The organism is Pseudomonas sp. GW822-FHT04C11 (assembly GCF_058800905.1).
Window position 1 is genome coordinate 45,813 of the sequence record NZ_JBXAMS010000005.1, and the last position, 17,497, is coordinate 63,309.

The 17,497-nt window shown below is 59.8% G+C and carries 13 protein-coding genes and 1 riboswitch; of the genes, 2 read left to right on the forward strand and 11 right to left on the reverse strand.

Translation table 11 applies throughout. From position 1 onward, the window contains the following. The first annotated feature begins 197 nt into the window (after nt 1-197). Nucleotides 198-368: riboswitch (FMN riboswitch) on the forward strand. Between the two features lie 120 nt (nt 369-488). Further along, complete coding sequence (locus AC1RJ3_RS09955; protein WP_493078694.1) at nt 489-998, forward strand: 6,7-dimethyl-8-ribityllumazine synthase; 510 nt, start codon at nt 489-491, stop codon at nt 996-998. A gap of 131 nt (nt 999-1,129) precedes the next feature. Here AC1RJ3_RS09955 and astE read toward each other — a convergent pair whose 3' ends face one another. From astE to AC1RJ3_RS09990, 7 genes are all read right to left on the reverse strand, one after another. Continuing rightward, complete coding sequence (gene astE, locus AC1RJ3_RS09960; RefSeq protein WP_493078696.1) at nt 1,130-2,140, reverse strand: succinylglutamate desuccinylase; 1,011 nt, start codon at nt 2,138-2,140, stop codon at nt 1,130-1,132. Nucleotides 2,141-2,152: 12 nt separating this feature from the next. Continuing rightward, the gene (locus AC1RJ3_RS09965; protein ID WP_019693158.1) at nt 2,153-2,440 is read right to left on the reverse strand and encodes a hypothetical protein; all 288 of its coding nucleotides are present in this window, start codon (nt 2,438-2,440) and stop codon (nt 2,153-2,155) included. Between the two features lie 63 nt (nt 2,441-2,503). After that, nucleotides 2,504-3,850, reverse strand: a complete 1,347-nt coding sequence (gene astB / locus AC1RJ3_RS09970) for an N-succinylarginine dihydrolase (protein WP_054593617.1) — start codon at nt 3,848-3,850, stop codon at nt 2,504-2,506. 205 nt (nt 3,851-4,055) lie between these two features. After that, nucleotides 4,056-5,525 carry a succinylglutamate-semialdehyde dehydrogenase gene (gene astD, locus AC1RJ3_RS09975; protein WP_177474847.1) on the reverse strand — a complete coding sequence of 490 codons (1,470 nt, stop codon included), beginning with the start codon at nt 5,523-5,525 and terminating at the stop codon, nt 4,056-4,058. Then, nucleotides 5,522-6,547, reverse strand: a complete 1,026-nt coding sequence (gene astA / locus AC1RJ3_RS09980) for an arginine N-succinyltransferase (RefSeq protein WP_054593619.1) — start codon at nt 6,545-6,547, stop codon at nt 5,522-5,524. Before astA ends, astD begins: the two co-directional genes overlap by 4 nt. 68 nt (nt 6,548-6,615) lie before the next feature. Next, nucleotides 6,616-7,635 carry an arginine/ornithine succinyltransferase subunit alpha gene (aruF, locus tag AC1RJ3_RS09985; RefSeq protein ID WP_019693162.1) on the reverse strand — a complete coding sequence of 340 codons (1,020 nt, stop codon included), beginning with the start codon at nt 7,633-7,635 and terminating at the stop codon, nt 6,616-6,618. Between the two features lie 297 nt (nt 7,636-7,932). Further along, complete coding sequence (locus AC1RJ3_RS09990) at nt 7,933-9,153, reverse strand: aspartate aminotransferase family protein (RefSeq protein ID WP_493078699.1); 1,221 nt, start codon at nt 9,151-9,153, stop codon at nt 7,933-7,935. 287 nt (nt 9,154-9,440) lie between these two features. Between AC1RJ3_RS09990 and AC1RJ3_RS09995 the strand changes: the two genes are divergently transcribed. Next, nucleotides 9,441-14,156 carry a dermonecrotic toxin domain-containing protein gene (locus AC1RJ3_RS09995; protein ID WP_493078701.1) on the forward strand — a complete coding sequence of 1,572 codons (4,716 nt, stop codon included), beginning with the start codon at nt 9,441-9,443 and terminating at the stop codon, nt 14,154-14,156. A 33-nt stretch (nt 14,157-14,189) separates the two neighbouring features. Here AC1RJ3_RS09995 and argR read toward each other — a convergent pair whose 3' ends face one another. The 4 genes from argR to AC1RJ3_RS10015 form a co-directional block, all read right to left on the reverse strand. Next, nucleotides 14,190-15,170, reverse strand: a complete 981-nt coding sequence (argR, locus tag AC1RJ3_RS10000; RefSeq protein ID WP_054593622.1) for a transcriptional regulator ArgR — start codon at nt 15,168-15,170, stop codon at nt 14,190-14,192. A 112-nt stretch (nt 15,171-15,282) separates the two neighbouring features. Beyond that, nucleotides 15,283-16,047: an ABC transporter ATP-binding protein gene (locus AC1RJ3_RS10005; RefSeq protein ID WP_019693166.1), complete on the reverse strand. Its 765-nt coding sequence runs from the start codon at nt 16,045-16,047 to the stop codon at nt 15,283-15,285. A 36-nt stretch (nt 16,048-16,083) separates the two neighbouring features. Beyond that, nucleotides 16,084-16,782: an ABC transporter permease gene (locus AC1RJ3_RS10010; protein WP_019693167.1), complete on the reverse strand. Its 699-nt coding sequence runs from the start codon at nt 16,780-16,782 to the stop codon at nt 16,084-16,086. After that, a complete protein-coding gene (locus AC1RJ3_RS10015) occupies nt 16,779-17,468 on the reverse strand; it encodes an ABC transporter permease (RefSeq protein ID WP_019693168.1) in 690 nt (229 codons plus the stop codon). Before AC1RJ3_RS10015 ends, AC1RJ3_RS10010 begins: the two co-directional genes overlap by 4 nt. Between the last annotated feature and the right edge of the window lie 29 nt (nt 17,469-17,497).

The following is a 17,497-nucleotide window of genomic DNA, read 5'->3' on the forward strand; positions in this document are numbered from 1 at the left end:
GGACGCTAACGTCGCTGCTGATAAAGGAAATCTCTTTCGAAGGGGATTACTGCGGCCAACGCCGCGATTAATCAAGGCCCGGACCGGAAAAGCCGGTTCAAGCCAACGGAAAAACCGATGTATATCATCAGAAAGCAGCCATGCGCAGCCCACAAATATGTGTTAAAAACTCTCCGCCGCCAGAAAACCTGGCAGCAAAACGTTCTCAGGGCGGGGTGCAACTCCCCACCGGCGGTAATTGCGCGCAATGCGCATAGCCCGCGAGCGCTTGGTGTCACTGATGCTTCGGCAGCAGGTGACGGCAAGGTCAGCAGACCCGGTGTGATCCCGGGGCCGACGGTCATAGTCCGGATGAAGAGAGAACGGGATTGGCACCAAAGGGCCGTCCGTGGGCAACGCGCATACTCTGCACGGCTGACCTGCACGTACCCTTAAATCCCATTCGATTCATAACGCCCTGTTTTTCACACAAACAGGAGTCAGAACAGATGCAACCCACCGCAATCGATAGCAAAAGCAAAAACCATCAGGGCGAGCGCGTAGCGTTTATCCAGGCGTGCTGGCACAAGGAAATCGTTGATCAGAGCCGTAAGGGCTTCGTCAGCGAGATGATCGCCCAGGGTTATCAGGAATCGGATATCGAATTTTTTGAAGTCGGCGGCGCCTTTGAAATTCCACTGCACGCCAAGCTGCTGGCCAAATCCGGCCGTTACGCGGGCATCGTCGCTGCAGGCTTGGTGGTTGACGGCGGCATCTACCGTCACGAGTTCGTTGCCCAGTCGGTGATCAGCGGCCTGATGCAGGTTCAGCTGGAAACTGAAGTGCCGGTGTTCTCGGTCGTGCTGACCCCGCACCACTTCCATGCCGGCGAAGAGCACCAGAAGTTCTTCTTTGAGCACTTCGTGCACAAGGGCCAGGAAGCGGCAAAGACCTGCGCCGACACGCTGCACAAGATGCGTGCCTTGCGTCGTAGCGAGCACCGCGCGGTAGCGGTGTAAACGCCGATCCTGTGGGAGCGGGCTTGCTCGCGAAAGCTGACTGACAGCCAACATCATTGTTGAATGTTAAACCGCATTCGCGAGCAAGCCCGCTCCCACATTAGATCTTTATCGGGATCGAGATGCTGGTCTCAGGCTAGATCGTCGTCGGTGGTCGGGACAATCAGGATACCGGCGCGCAGGCCGTTTTTGACTTTCGGGTTCGGGAAGATGATTCGCGCACCCTCCTCCTCGACGATCCAGCGGGTCTGGGCGATGTCTTCGGCCAGCAGATAACCCTTTTTCAACTCCGAGAAGTTCTCGATGTCCGCCGGCAGGTTCAAGTGGAAGCTGTCGCTGTGCTTGATGATTTCCCGCGCCACGCTGAACAGCTGCAAGCCATCCAGGCTCTCTTCTGCAGACTCCGGTTCGGTGCCTTCGATGATCTGCTTCAAAAGGGTTTCAAGGCGCGAGACGTTGACCCCGTCGTTCTGCCCGAACGGCCGGGCCTTGCCCAACTCAAGGGTGAAAGACTCGGCATCGAGCTTGTCGTAGGTGTACGAACTGAAAACGATGGACGGTTTGTTCTGCAACAGCACCGCCTCCATGCCGGCAGCGCGCAGGCGAGCCAGTTCATGACGGGAATGCTGACGACCTTCTTTCCAGGGATACAGCGCGAACTGCTCGATCTTCGAGCCACGGATCGCGGTGTGCAGATCGTAGTGCAACCGGGCGCGGTCGGGCAGATTGAAGAAACTCGCTGCCAGACGCTCCAGCTCACAGGCTCGCAGTGCTTCAGAGCCACTGCTGAGTTCGTGACGGCCGTTGAACAGCCGATTGACGTCCTGCTCGATAAAACGCTCGCCGCGACGCATGGCGTCAGGGTTGCCGAACAGGAACAGAATACGTGCGCGCGGCTTCAACTCTCCGCGGGCGATGTCATGCAACAGGCGATCGAGTAACTCGATCGGCGCTGTTTCGTTACCGTGGATGCCGGCAGACAACAGCAAGTCCAGGCCATTGTCACGAGCCTCGGGAGGCCGGACTTCCAGCGCTCCTTCGCTCAGCCAGCGCATCCGCACGCCTTCGACAGTCAGTTGAGTCTTCTCCGCCGGTTCACGGCCGGCGAGGGTCAGTTCAAGCAGTTTGCCGAGGGCGAGCATAGAGCGAATTCCTTAGTGATCGTGTTTGCAATCCGGGCCGTGCACGTGGTCTTCGTCACCGATTTCAGCCGGTTCCATTTCCAGTTGCAGACTTACCAGATTAGTCGCCAATGGGCGCAGCAGCAGGTTCGCGTATTCGGCATCGCCTTCTTCGACGTCAACGCCGATCAGCAGCTGGCCACGGCCGTCGTGCTGGATCCACAACTCTTTGCCCTGCCACATTACCGCAACGCGGGTGCAAGAGGTTTCCAGCTGAGTGCCGTCGGTGTCTTCAAGAATCAGCTGCAGGGTATCGCTCATTTTTACGTTCTCATCGGGAGATAAAGCAACGCGTCCGACTCTTCATGAGCAGGACGCGGGCTTTCAATTGATCTGGAATGGATAAACCGCGCCCAGTTTAAGGATTTGCGTCAGTTCATCCAGTGCCGTCCGGCACTCAAGCAACAATTGTGGGTCCGCCAGATCGCTTTCGGTCATGCGGTCACGGTAGTGCTTGTCGACCCATTGGGTCAGCGTGCCATACAACGGCGGGGTCATGATAACCCCTGGGTTGACCGCCGCCAGCTCGGTTTCATTCAGTGCGACACGTAACCGCAGGCAAGCCGGGCCACCGCCGTTCTGCATGCTTTGCTTGAGATCGAAGACTTTCACTTCGCGAATCAGGCCGCCAGAGCTGGTCAGCTCTTGCAGGTACTGCCAGACGCGCGGGTTGTTCTGGCACTCTTGCGGCACGATCAGCAGCATCGAACCGTCAGCGCGCGAGAGCAACTGGCTGTTGAACAGGTAAGAACGCACGGCGTCTTCGACCGACACCTGGGAACGCGGTACGCAGATCGCCTTGAACTGACCGCCACGCTTGGCCAGCTTGGCCGACAGTTCCGCCAGCATCTGCTCGGTGTCGAGGAACGCGTCCTCGTGATAGAACAGCGCTTCGCCGTTACCCACCGCGATCACATCGTTGTGAAACACGCCCTGGTCGATCACCGAAGGATTCTGCTGGGCGAACACCACACCGTCTTCGCTCAAGCCATGCAGACGGGCAACCGCTTGCGACGCTTCAAGGGTCTGACGCGCCGGGTACTTCTGCGGCGCCGGGTAGCGGGTATCGAACGCGCTGCGACCGAACACGAAGAACTCGACACCGGCTTCGCCGTATTCACGGCAGAAGCGTGTGTGGTTGGCTGCGCCTTCATCACCGAACTGCGCCACGGCAGGCAACGCTGCGTGGTGGGCGAAGTGCTTCTGGTCGGCGAACATCGCCCCCAGCACGCGGCTGGTGGTCGGGTGCTCGATGCTGCGGTGATATTTGCAGTTGAGGTTGGCGGCAGTGAAGTGCACACGACCGTCTGCGGTATCAGCGCTCGGGCTGACGGTGGCGGCGTTGGCCACCCACATGCTCGACGCCGAGCAGCTGGCAACCAGCAACGGCATCGCCTGTTTGGCCGCCTGCTCGATTACTTGAGCGTCGGTGCCGCTGAAACCCAGGCTACGCAGCGCGCCGACATCCGGACGTTCTTGCGGCGCGAGAACGCCTTGCTGAAAGCCCATTTCCATCAGCGCTTTCATTTTCGCCAGGCCTTGCAGCGCTGCTTCCTTCGGATTGGAAGACTGCTGGCTGTTGCTCTGGGACGCGACGTTGCCGTAGGACAGGCCGCCGTAGTTATGGGTCGGCCCCACTAGACCGTCAAAATTGACTTCATAGGATTTCATCAGCGAGGCTCCACGAATCTGGTTTTTATAGGCATCAAGTAGCTAAAAGTCAGGCCACATTCCCGTAGCAGTTGCCGAAGGCTACGTTCGGCCGCGAAGCGGTCGTAAAACGGCACACCGTGTTCCTGGATCAGAACCCCGATCGCCTGAATTGCGACCGCTTCGCGGCCGAACGCAGCCTGCGGCAGCTGCTACAAAAAGCGTCTTACGACATCCGCACGCCTGGGGTCAGGGCGGCCGGCAGGGTCAGGCTTGGGGTTTCCAGCGAGGCCACCGGGTACGCGCAGTAATCCGCGGCGTAATAGGCACTGGCGCGATGGTTGCCCGAGGCACCCACACCGCCGAACGGTGCGCTGCTCGCGGCGCCGGTCAGCTGCTTGTTCCAGTTGACGATACCGGCGCGGCTTTCCAGCCAGAACTGCTGATAACGCGCTTCGGAATCCGACAGCAAACCTGCTGCCAGACCGTATTGGGTGTTGTTGGCTTCCGCGATCGCCGCCTCGAAATCAGCGTAACGGATCACTTGCAGCAACGGGCCGAACAGCTCTTCGTCAGGACGATCGGCAACTGCGCTCACGTCAAGAATGCCCGGGGTCAGCAACGCTGCGTTGGCCTGTGGCTGGGTCATTTTCAGCAGCGGCACGGCGCCGTTGGCGAGCAAGTGTTCTTGCGCATCCATCAGTGCCTTGGCAGCGGCCAGCGAAACCACCGAGCCCATGAACGGTGCCGGTTGCTGATCGAACGCGCCGACGTCAATGGTCGCACTGACCGCCACCAGACGCGCCAGCAGCGTGTCGCCCCAGGCGCCTTGCGGTACCAGCAAGCGACGGGCGCAGGTGCAACGCTGACCGGCAGAAATGAACGCCGACTGAATAATGGTGTACACCGCAGCGTCGAGGTCTGCGACCTGATCGACCACCAGCGGGTTGTTGCCGCCCATCTCCAGCGCGAGGATCTTGTCCGGACGACCAGAGAACTGCGCATGCAAGTGGTTGCCGGTACGGCTGGAGCCGGTAAAGAACAGACCGTCGATACCCGGATTGGCCGCCAGGGCGATCCCGGTTTCACGCGCGCCTTGCAGCAGGTTCAGCACGCCAGCAGGCAGGCCGGCTTCGATCCAGCACTTGACCGTCAGCTCGGCGACTTTCGGGGTCAGCTCGCTTGGCTTGAACAGCACACTGTTACCGGCCAACAGCGCCGGAACAATGTGACCGTTCGGCAAATGCCCAGGGAAGTTGTAAGGACCAAACACCGCCACCACGCCGTGAGGCTTGTGGCGCAGCACGGCAGTGGCGTCGCCCAGCGGGCCGCTCTTTTCGCCGGTACGCTCGCGGTAGCTCTGCACCGAAATAGCAATCTTGTTGACCATGCTGGTCACTTCAGTCGCGGCTTCCCACAGCGGCTTACCGGTTTCTTCACCGATGCAGTGAGCCAGTTCGTCAGCGTGTTTTTTCAGGCTGGCGGCAAAGGCTTCCAGCACGCCGATGCGATCTTCCAGGGAACGTTTGGCCCAGGCCGGGAAGGCCTGCCGTGCGGCTTGCACGGCGCTTTCGACCTGAGCAGCGCTGGCGCCCTGCCCCGACCACAGCACTTGCTGGGTGACCGGGTTCAGCGATTCGAACATGTCACCCTGGCCCGCCAGCCATTCACCGGCGATGTATAGCGAATTCATTATTTCGACTCCCGAGCAGCAGACAACGGCACGGCACGTACTTGATCGCCGGCATTGAGTTGAAGACGTTTGGCGGTCAACGGGTCGACCACCAGGGTACCGGCAGCAAAGCGTGCGGGAGCGGCAGTGATCCGGCAGTCTTCGCGTTTGCGGTTGTGAATCAAAAATGGTGTGGCGTCATCACCCGGAGTGCCGATGGCCAGTACCAGCGCCTGGCTGTCGCGGACCGCGCGGATCTTGCCGGTTTCGCATTCAACGGCAGGACCTGCGTCGAAGATGTCGACGTAACCCTGGTAGCTGAAGCCTTCGCTCTTGAGCATCGCCAGCGCCGGCTCGGTGTCAGGGTGAACCTTGCCGATCACATTGCGCGCGTCTTCAGAGAGGAAGCAGGTGTACAACGGGAATTTCGGCATCAGCTCGGCGATGAACGCCTTGTTGCCCACGCCCGTCAGGTAATCGGCCTGGCTGAATTCCATTTTAAAGAAGTGCCGCCCCAGGCTTTCCCAGAACGGCGAGCGGCCGGCTTCATCGGACACACCGCGCATTTCGGCGATGATCTTGTTGCCGAACAGCTGCGGGAATTCGGCGATGAACAGCATCCGCGCCTTGGCCAACATGCGGCCATTGAGGCCAGAACGGTAATCGGCGTGCAGGAACAACGAGCACAACTCGGAATTACCGGTCAGGTCGTTGGCCAGGAACAGCGTCGGGATTTCGCGATAGATGTTCAGCTCTTGCGACGCGCTGACGGTCAGACCGACCCGAAAGTTATACCAAGGCTCACGCAGGCCGACAGCGCCGGCAATCGCGGAAATTCCCACCACGCGACCGTTATCGTCTTCGAGCACGAACAGGTAGTCCGCGTCGCCGCGCCCCGCTTCGCCGCGAAAGGTCTTTTCGGCCCAGCCAACCCGATGAGCCAGACGCTCTTCGTTGGCCGGCAAGGTGGTCAGGCCGGTGCCGGTGCTGCGGGCCAGGTCGATCAGCGCGGGTAAATCGCTGCTGCGTACGGGACGAACGATCATGCTATCTCCTCAAACGGGTCGCTCAGGCCACCCGTAAAACTCTCTGCTCTTAAGCCTGAAATCGGCCCTTAAACTGCCACCAGGCGCACGCTGGCACCTTCACCGACACCCAAGGCCTCGGCGGCTTCAAGATCCAGGGTTACCGGTTTGCCCGGCGCATAATCCAGCTCGAGCAATACCGCGCGGTAATCCTGCAACTGAGCATTGGCCACCAGGTACTGACGACCGGCACCTTTGACCGGCTCACCGATTTTCACCGGCACCACACGGCTCTGGGCGATCGAACGGATCCCCGAGACACGTGCGTGCAGGGTTGGGCCGCCGTCGAAAATGTCGATGTAGTGATCAGTCTCGAAGCCTTCGCGCATCAGGATGTCGAAGGTGATCTGCGCCCGTGGGTGCACCTGGCCCATCGCCTCTTGGGCGGCGTCCGGCAGCAGCGGCACGTAGATCGGGTAATGCGGCATCAGTTCAGCGAGAAAGGTCCGACTCTTGAGCCCGCACAGACGCTCGGCTTCGGCGTAGTTGAGGTCGAAGAAGTTGCGACCGATGGCATCCCAGAACGGCGAATCGCCATTTTCGTCGCTGTAGCCGACGATCTCGGTGACCACCGAATCCGCGAAACGCTCCGGATGGCTGGCGACGAACAGCAGGCGACCGCGAGAGTTGAGTTCCGACCAAGGCGAACCGACCAGCTCCGGCAGCACGTAGAAACTGGTCAGCAGGCTGTTGCCGGTCAGGTCGTGGCACTGGGAGAGCACATGAATCTTGTTATGAATCTTCAGCTCGCGAGAGGCGTGCACGAAGGTTTCATTACGGAAGCTGTAGAACGGCTCCGAATAGCCGGCCGACGCGACGATGGCCGAGCAGCCCACCAGTTTGCCGGTGGCGGTGTCTTCGAGGACGAAGAAATAGCTTTCTTCACCGTTGAAGCTGACCTCGGCAGCGAACGACGCTTCGCTTGCGGCGATCTTGTCGCTCAAGCGTTCGACATCATCCGGCAAGGAGGTGACACCAATCGGGCTGTCCGCAGCCAGACGCTGTACCTCGCCCAGATCAGCCATTTGCGCGGGGCGCATCACCAGCATGGTGTCACTCCTTTCTCGAAAAACTCTTTGAGGAAAATAAACCGGGCCGGCCTTGAGTCACTCAGACTCAAGTGTGGGAGCAAACTTGTGTGGCGAGGGGGCTTGCCCCCGTTCGATTGCGAAGCAATCGTAAACCGGTCTCCACTTTCTGATTCAAGAGTGTGGTGACTGGTTTTAGGGGAGCTTCGCACCCCAACGGGGGCAAGCCCCCTCGCCACACAGGCTCGCTCCCACATAAGAACCGGCCCGGCATAAGAATTTGGTTCGACGCCTAATGATCAGGCGTCGAAGGAACTATCAGGCTTGAGTCAGTTTGGCCACGGCGCGTTCGAAGCGCTCCAGGCCCTCTTCGATGTCCGCGTCTTCAACCACCAGGCTTGGCGCGAAGCGAATCACGTCCGGGCCGGCTTGCAGAATCATCAAGCCTTCACGTTCAGCCGCGTTGAACACGTCCTTGGCCTTGCCTTTCCAGGCCTCGCTCAAGACGCAACCGAGCAACAGGCCCAGGCCACGCACTTGAGTGAACAGGCCGTACTTGGCGCCGATTTGCTCCAGGCGAGTCTTGAACAGGTCGTGTTTGGCTTTGACGCCATTCAGCACTTCAGGGGTGTTGACCACGTCGATCACCGCTTCAGCGACGGCGCACGCCAGCGGGTTACCGCCGTAAGTGGTGCCGTGGGTGCCGACAACCAGGTGTTTGGCCAGCGCTTCGCTGGTCAGCATCGCCGCGATCGGGAAACCACCGCCCAGGCTCTTGGCGCTGGTCAGGATGTCCGGCGTCACGCCGTAATGCTGGTAGGCGAACAGCTCGCCGCTGCGGCCCATGCCGGTTTGTACTTCGTCGAAGATCAGCAGCGCGTTGTGTGCGGTGCACAGCTCACGAGCGCCTTGCAGGTACGCAAGATCAGCCGGCAATACGCCGCCTTCGCCCTGGATCGGCTCCAGCACTACCGCGCAGGTCTTGTCGGAAATGGCGGCTTTGAGCGCTTCCAGATCGTTGAACTTGACGTGAGTGATGCCGGTGATTTTCGGGCCGAAACCGTCGGAGTACTTCGACTGGCCACCGACGTTCACGGTGAACAGGGTGCGACCGTGGAAGCTGTTGAGCGCGGCGATGATTTCGTATTTCTCTGAACCGAAACGATCGTGGGCAACACGACGGGCCAGCTTGAAGGCGGCCTCGTTGGCTTCGGCGCCAGAGTTGCAGAAGAACACGCGCTCGGCAAAGGTCGCGTCGATCAGCTTATGGGCCAGGCGCAAGGCCGGCTCATTGGTGAACACGTTGGACACGTGCCACAGCTTGTTCGCTTGCTCGGTCAAGGCACCGACCAGTGCCGGGTGGGCGTGACCCAATACGTTAACCGCAATCCCGCCGGCGAAGTCGATCAGCTCGCGGCCAGACTGGTCCCAAACGCGGGAACCGGCGCCACGTACCGGAATGAAAGCGGCTGGCGCGTAGTTGGGAACCATTACCTGGTCAAAATCGGCGCGTTGTACCGCAGCGTGCTCAACGGACATCGGAGTCTCCTGATGAGAAACACCCGCCTGAAACTGGCGAGCGATGAGGGGGATTGTAAGGACAGTTTTCAGCCCGGCCTTGCCGCCAAGCGACAACTTCTTATAGCGCAAACACAGGTTTGACCCGGGTTTACGGCAATGCGACAAATAGCGTCGCAAAGGCGCAGTTTAAACTGCCGGAGTACGTTATAGGCAGGCTTGTCCAGCCGGACGGTAATTATGTACTGCACGGAGCACATCGCCGTTTGTTTTCCTTGTGTCTACTTCAAACGCCAAGGAATCGGCCCATGACTCAACACGACGACGAGCTTGCCGCTCATCCGGACAGCCACTACCAACACCTTTCCACACTCCTCCCGACCTGGGTCTTACAAGCGTCGCCCGAGACGCGCAACGCGCTGAAAAACGCCAGGCTCGAAACGCCTCACCGGTATCGCAACGCGACCCGCCTGCAACTGCAGACACTGAACGCACTCAACACCGAACACTGGTCCCATCGAAACCCGCTGGAGCAGATGCTGAGCAAACTGCAAAACGCCCGCGCCTTCGCCGAACCGCTGCTGAGCGAAGCGTTGAAAACCCGCTTCGGCCTGGAGCTGGACGTCAAGAGCACCTTCCTGCGCCTGTACATCCCCCAGACCATCCCCTGGCTCCCGGTCAAATCCGGTGCCGCGCGCACCTGGACAGTGTCATTGCTCGACGCTGCCCTGCACAACTTCCAGGCATCGGAGACTGAGGTGGACGCCTACGAGCCGGCCTCGGCCTTCATCACCGAACCCTCCGCCACGGGACAGTTCGACACGCTGCCAACGATCAAGCAGCACATCTCCATCGCCGGGTTTACCCGGCTGTGCCGAGAACTGGATATCGGCGGCCAGTACAGCGCCTACCTCAACGACAACCTGGGCGTGACCAATCCGCTGGTCGACGCCGTTTTAAAGCCAAGCGTCAAGAACGCGCAGCAAGCCGCACTCAAGTCGGCACTGCACCAGGGCCTGCTGCGACAGAATATTGAAAACGCTACCTGCGACGCGATTCTCGGCTTCCTGGAGGGACGCCCGGGCATGAAGCTGGACGGCGAGCCGTTGCACTGCCATGACCTGACGATGATGTCTTCGGCGTTGACCGGCATTGTCATTTTCTCCCCCAACCTTGAGCGCTCGCGCCAGGCAACGCGGATCGTGGTCTATCTCCCGGAAGACCCCGAACATCCCGTCAAACAGTATCCCGACACGCTGGCGTTCATGACGGAGCTGACCCGCAAGCTGCGCTCACCCAACTACCAGCGTTTTTTCAGCCAGTTCGTTGACCATCAGGAGAGGGGGCATTTTTTCGCCAACCTCAACCGCCGCCTGAACGCCGTAACCTGGCACCAGCATCAGCACGGCGACCCGCTGCCCAACTGGCGAGAGACGCCGATCGACAAACCCAATCTGCGATTTTCACTGAACCCGATCAACGCCGACCTATGGGCTCACCTCTATCAGCGGCAACTGAACAAGATCCTCAACGACGCACGCACCATTGCCGTCTCCACCGCCAGCGCCGACCAAAACGCACGATGGGCGCTGTGGGACGCCTTCAGCAAAGTCGCCTCAACGATCCTTGAAGTGGCCGCGTTCGTCGCCCTGCCCTTTGTTCCGTTCCTCGGCGAACTGACACTGGCCTACATGGCCTACCAACTGCTCGACGAGGCTTTTGAAGGCATCGTCGACTGGGCCGAAGGCCTGCAAAAAGAGGCGTTCGGGCACCTGATGGGCGTCGTCGAATCGCTCGTTCAACTGGGGACATTCGCGGTGGGTGGCGTCATTGCCGTTGGAGAGATCAAACCCCTGCTGCCCCGCGACACACTGGCGCTGTTCGACCGACTCATCCCCGCCAAGGCTGCCGACAGCAAAACACGTTACTGGAAGCCGGACCTGACACCTTACGAGCACGCCGCAAACTTGCCGACCGAAGCCAAACCCGATCACCTCGGCCTGTATCGACACCAGGGCCAGACCCTTCTGCCCCTTGAAGACAAGCTCTATGCCGTGCACTTGAATAGCGAGACCGGGCAGTTTGCACTTCAGCATCCGAGTCGGACCGACGCTTATCAGCCGCCCCTGCGGCATAACAACCATGGCGCCTGGCAAACCGGACTCGAACAACCGCTGCGCTGGGACCGGGAAACCGTCATGCGTCGCCTCGGCCATAGCGTCGAGTCGTTCAGCAGCGCCGAGCGCGAACAGATCCTGCGGATCAGCGGCTTTCACGACAACGTATTGCGCGAAACGCACGTCGAAAACTATCGCCCGCCGTCGCTGCTGACCGACACCATCAAGCGCTTCAAGATCGATCGGGACATCCGGGCCTTGATCGAGCAGACCAGCAGCGACCAACCCGAGCATTATCAGGCCCTGAACCAGCGCAAATCGCTGTTCGAATCTCGCTACCGCGAACTTGAAAAAACCGATGATCAGCAGGTTCAGCTACTGCTCGGTACAGTTCAGAACTTACCGACCGACATCGCGCAAGAACTGCTGAGCAATGCAACAGGCACCGAGCTGATGAGCCTGCACAACGGTCGAGTGCCGCAGCGACTCAAGGACGTGGCGCTAAAAGCCATGGAGGCCGTGCGTGTCACCAGAGCCCATGAAGGGTTTTATCTTGAAGGCATGGAGTCGGCAGATACCCACCGACTGGCTTTGCATAGTCTCGAATCATTGCCCGGCTGGCCCGAGCGCCTGCGCATCGAGGTGAGGGATTATTCGCACGACGGCACCTTGCGCGACAGCATTGGCCAGGCCGACGCGCCGATCCTCAGAACGCTGGTGCTTGCTGATGACTTCACCTACCAGGTGCACGAGAACAAAAAACCATCCGGCGACTTTTATCACGCCATCCTTCTGGCGTTGCCGGATGCAGATCGCACGGCATTGGGCTTCACCCTCGACGACGGTGAGGCCCTCAAACAGCGCATCGCCGAACACGCTGCGGACCAACCGACGTTACGCACCCTGCTCGCAAAACACCCTCATCGAAAACCGTTCTACGACCCGACAACCATGCGCCTGCCGGGTGGCACGCAGGGTTACAGTCGCAACAACCGCACGACGCCAACCCTCAACGACAGGGTTCGCGAGGTTTACCCCAGCCTTTCAGCGGAAGAACTCGAGCCCATGGTCCTGGCACTACAGCGTCATCCCGACGGCGCTCGCGTAGAGCTCTCACGCCTGGCCAACGAGCTCGAACAACTGCATCGGGACCTGGGAACCTGGGTAACCGATACGCCCACCGCCCACCCCGAAACCAGGGTTGCGCTCAGCGATCTGGAGCAACAGGTCGCACAACACAATCGCCGGTTACTGGCCCAGGAAATCCAGCGTAGCTGGCGCCGACAATCCGATCGGGACTTTGACGCCCCAGATGGCACCGGCCGGTATGTGCTCAGGTTCGCAGAACCATTACTCGGTGATCTGCCGACACTGACTGCCGATTTCAGTCATGTGTCACTGCTGTCTCTGGAGGGCAGTCGTGCGGCACATGGCCTCCACGGATTTCTGCAGAACTTCAAAGGTCTGCACCGTCTCGATTTGCGCCGTTTCTCCCTGACCACCCTCCCCGACGCCATTACCCGAATGCCCAACCTCGACGCACTGGTGCTCAGTGATTGCGGCATCCAGCTCGACGCTGTCACCTGGTCGAAACTGTCTTCATTGAACAAACTGGTCATGCTGGATCTGTTCAACAATCCGTTCAGTGCGGTGCCCAGCGTCGAATCGATGCCCGAACTCGTTCACCTTGACCTGAGCCATACCGGCCTGACCGACATTCCCGCCGGCATCATGCACCACCCCAAGCTCGACACCGCCAGACTTTCCGGCAACAGGATCAGCGAACTGCCTCGCGAATTATTCGACAGTCCGGCGTACCAAAAACACAGCGTGTTTCTTACGCATAACCCACTCTCCGAGAATGCGCGACAACGGATCAAGCGCCACTACGTCGACTCCCTCTTTGACCTGGGGGTCTCTGCCCCTGAGGCGGATATCGAACGAGTCAGGGCGCTGTACCCGAATCTGGAGGTCGAGCAGGCGAGCGACTTTGTGTACGAGTTGCCCGGCACACTGAAAGACGGTCGACTTGAACTGGCAAGCCTGGAAGCAGAGCTCAGTCGGCTCAGCACTGACTTGTCTGCCTGGACGGCCGATCTGCCGGCCCGACATCCGCTGACCGGTGAACCTTTCAATGCACAGCAACAGCTCATCGAGCACTCGAGTCGCGACGAGTTCAAGCAATTGCTGGAACAGTGCTGGCGACATGAAACCGATCTGGATGATTTTAATGAGGCGCTTGAGCCCACGTTTGAACTCGTCATCCCCCTCCTCATCAATGGAGAGCTGCCGACCCTGAGCGCCGACTTCAGCCATGTGACGTCACTGGAGATACTGAGCGCCGATGGCATAACCCGCATCGGAAGTTTTCTGGAGTCCTTTCCCAAGCTCAAAAGCCTCAGGCTTCGCGACTGCAACCTGGGCAACATTCCCGATGCCGTGTTCAAGATGGGGCAACTGCGGTCGTTGTCGTTTCCGGAATGCCGCATCAGTCTGTCAGCGGAATCGGTAAGCGCGCTGGCGGGCATGGAACAGCTCGATTATCTCGATCTGGCCCGCAATCCTCTGGGGCGAACGCCTGACCTCAGCCAGATGACAGGGCTGGCGACCGTGCTGCTGAATGAAACCGGCATCACCGAAATTCCGCACGGCCTGCTGCAAATGACAGAGCTGGACTGGGCCGACCTCAGTGACAACGCCATCACCGAAGTTCCCAGCGATGTATTGGAACTGCCGGTGGAGCTCGCTGAAAACATCACGTTAAGAGGCAATCAATTTTCCGAGGAGAGCCTGTTACGGCTGATCGGTTTCTTCGAACGGACGGGCACCGACTTCGGCGTGCAAGAGGTGATCGATCGAGGTGAAATGGAGGTTTCGTCCACTGACGGCACCGAGATCGACGAGTAAAGCAGCCTTCAGCTCAGGGCGTGGCGTGCCTGATCACCCACGCTCCGACGGCACCGAAGACAATTCGAACGGGCTGCTGCTGCGCCGCTGGTTACGATCTTCCCGCGGCGTGGCGCCGAAGAAGTTGCGGTAGGCGCTGGAGAAATGCGGTCCCGAAGAGAAGCCACACGACAGGCCGATCTGGATGATCGACTTGCTGGTTTGCATCAACATCTGCCGGGCCTTGTTCAGGCGCAATTCCAGGTAGTACTGGCTCGGCACGCGGTTGAGGTACTGCTTGAAAATCCGCTCCAACTGCCGACGGGACACGCACACATGCTGGGCGATTTCGTCGGTGGTCAGCGGCTCTTCGATATTGGCTTCCATCAGCAACACGGCTTGCGTGAGCTTCGGATGGCTGGAGCCAAGGCGATTCTGCAACGGAATGCGCTGACGCTCACCGCCTTCACGAATGCGCTCGACCACCAGCTCTTCGGACACCGCACCGGCCAGTTCAGCGCCGTGGTCACGGGCCAGCACCGCCAGCAACAGATCGAGCACCGACATCCCGCCGCACGCGGTCAGGCGATCACGATCCCAGTCGAACAGATGGCTGGTAGCGATGACCTTGGGGAAACGCTCGGCGAAATCATCCTGCCAGCGCCAATGCACCGCTGCACGATAGCCATCGAGCAAACCGAGCTGGGCCAACGGATAGACACCGGCCGACAGACCGCCAATCACACAACCGGCACGCACCAGTTGCTTGAGCGCGCTGCTGAGCGCTGGCGCCAGCGTCGTCGGTGGCTCATCGGCCAGCAGGAACAGCTTCTGGAAGTTTTCCAGCTTGCCGGTCCACGCCTCACCCGGCAATTGCCAAGCCCCTTCGGCAGGCGTTTCGGCCTGCAGGAACGAGAGTTCGTAAACAACCTCCGGATGCACGCGCTGAGCAACACGCAAGGCCTCCTCGGCCAGCGCCAGCGTCAAGGCTTTAGTGCTGGGCCAAATCAGGAAACCAATTCGATGGGCAGTCATGGCGGGCAGTCCGAAACGAAAACAGTGTTAAAGCCAAAGGCGGCTGCAACCAAATTAGACCATCTGGCGCGCGGTGCGCAGCATGACCTAATTTGGTGCGTAACGGGAGCGATTACTTCAGGCTACCCGAGAGGAATTGTTGCAGACGTTCGGACTGTGGATTGACCAGCACTTCACGCGGGTTACCGCTTTCTTCAACCACGCCTTTGTGCAGGAACACCAACTGGTTCGACACTTCACGGGCAAAGCCCATTTCGTGCGTCACCACGACCATGGTCCGACCTTCCTGGGCCAGCGCCTGCATCACTTTCAACACGTCGCCCACCAGCTCCGGGTCGAGTGCCGAGGTCGGTTCGTCGAACAGCATCACCTCAGGTTCCATCGCCAACGCACGGGCAATCGCCACACGCTGCTGCTCACCGCCGGACATATGGCCAGGGTAGGCATCTTTACGATGGGACACGCCGACCTTGGCCAGATACAGCTCGGCCTTTTCACGGGCTTCGGCCTTGGACATGCCGAGGACGTGAACCGGCGCCTCCATGATGTTTTCCATCGCGGTCATGTGCGACCACAGATTGAAATGCTGGAACACCATCGACAACCGCGAACGCATGCGTTGCAGTTGCTTCGGGTCGGCGGCTTTCAGCGCGCCGTCCTTGTTCGCCACCAGTTTCAGCTCTTCGTTGTTGAGCAGAATCTTGCCGGCGTGCGGTTGCTCAAGCAGGTTGATGCAACGCAGGAAAGTACTTTTGCCGGAGCCACTGGAACCGATGATGCTGATCACATCGCCGGCCGCCGCTTTCAGGGACACGCCCTTGAGCACTTCGTGACTGCCATAGCGTTTATGCAGGTCTTGGACTTCAAGTTTGTACATGCTGTCGGTTCTCACAAAAACAGTCAGTCAGTGGTTTCAGTGCTTGCGCGGGGCGAGGTAGCCCAGCCAGCGGTGCTCGGCCATCTTGAACAGGCGCACCAGAATGAACGTCATGCACAGGTAGAACACGCCTGCGGTGATGTAGGCTTCGAACGGCAAGTAGTACTGAGCGTTCACGGTACGCGCGGCACCGGTGATGTCGATCAAGGTCACGATGGACGCCAGACTGGTGGTCTGCAGCATCATGATCACTTCGTTGCTGTACTGCGGCAGCGCCCGGCGCAGGGCCGACGGCAGCAGGATGCGTTTGTACATCTTGAAGCGCGACATGCCCATGGCCTTGGCCGCCTCGATCTCACCGTTTGGCGTAGCGCGCAGGCTGCCGGCGATGATTTCAGCGGTGTAGGCGCTGGTGTTGATCGCGAAGGCCAGGCACGCACAGAACGTCGCGCTGGACAGCCACGGCCAGAGGAAGCTTTCACGGACCGCTTCGAACTGCGCCAGACCGTAGTAGATCAAGAACAGCTGCACCAGCATCGGCGTACCGCGGATCACGTAGGTGTAGAGCCAGGCCGACATGTTGACGATCGGCTGCTTGGAAACCCGCATCAAGCCCAGCGGCAACGCGGCCAGCAAACCGAACAGCAGCGACAGCGCGAGCAGTTTGAGGGTGGTGACCAGGCCGCCGAAGTACAGCGGCAAGGCCTCCCAAATGACGTTGTAGTCGAAGATCATAGATCAGCCGCCCTTACGCCTACCGAGTAGCGCTTCTCAAGGTGACGCAATGCCAGCAACGAGACACTGGTGATCACCAGGTACATCGCGGCCACTGCGAGGAAGAAGGTGAAAGGCTCGCGGGTGGCATCTGCCGCCTGCTTGGCCTTGAACATCATGTCTTGCAGACCGACCACCGAAATCAGCGCAGTCGCCTTGGTCAACACCAGCCAGTTATTGGTAAAGCCCGGAATCGCCAGGCGAATCATCTGTGGCACCAATACCCGAAAAAACACCTGAAAACTGCTCATGCCGTACGCCGCACCGGCTTCTGCCTGGCCTTTGGGGATCGCCATGAAGGCCCCACGGAAGGTTTCCGACAGGTACGCACCGAAGATGAAACCCAGGGTGCCGATACCGGCGACCAACGGGTTCAGGTCGATGTAGTCGTCATAGCCGAGCAATGGCGCAACACGGTTGAGCAAGTCCTGACCGCCGTAGAAAATCAGCAGGATCAGCACCAGATCGGGAATCCCGCGGATCACCGTGGAATACAGATCGCCCAGCCTGGCCAGCCAGCGTATCGGCGACAGGCGCAATGCGACCCCGATCAGACCCAGAACAATGGCCAAGGCCATGGACGACAAGGCGAGCTGAAGCGTCAGCCATGCGCCATCGAGGATGACAGCCCCGTAGCCTTTCAACATGATTCAGGTCCTCGAAAGTTGGGATGAAA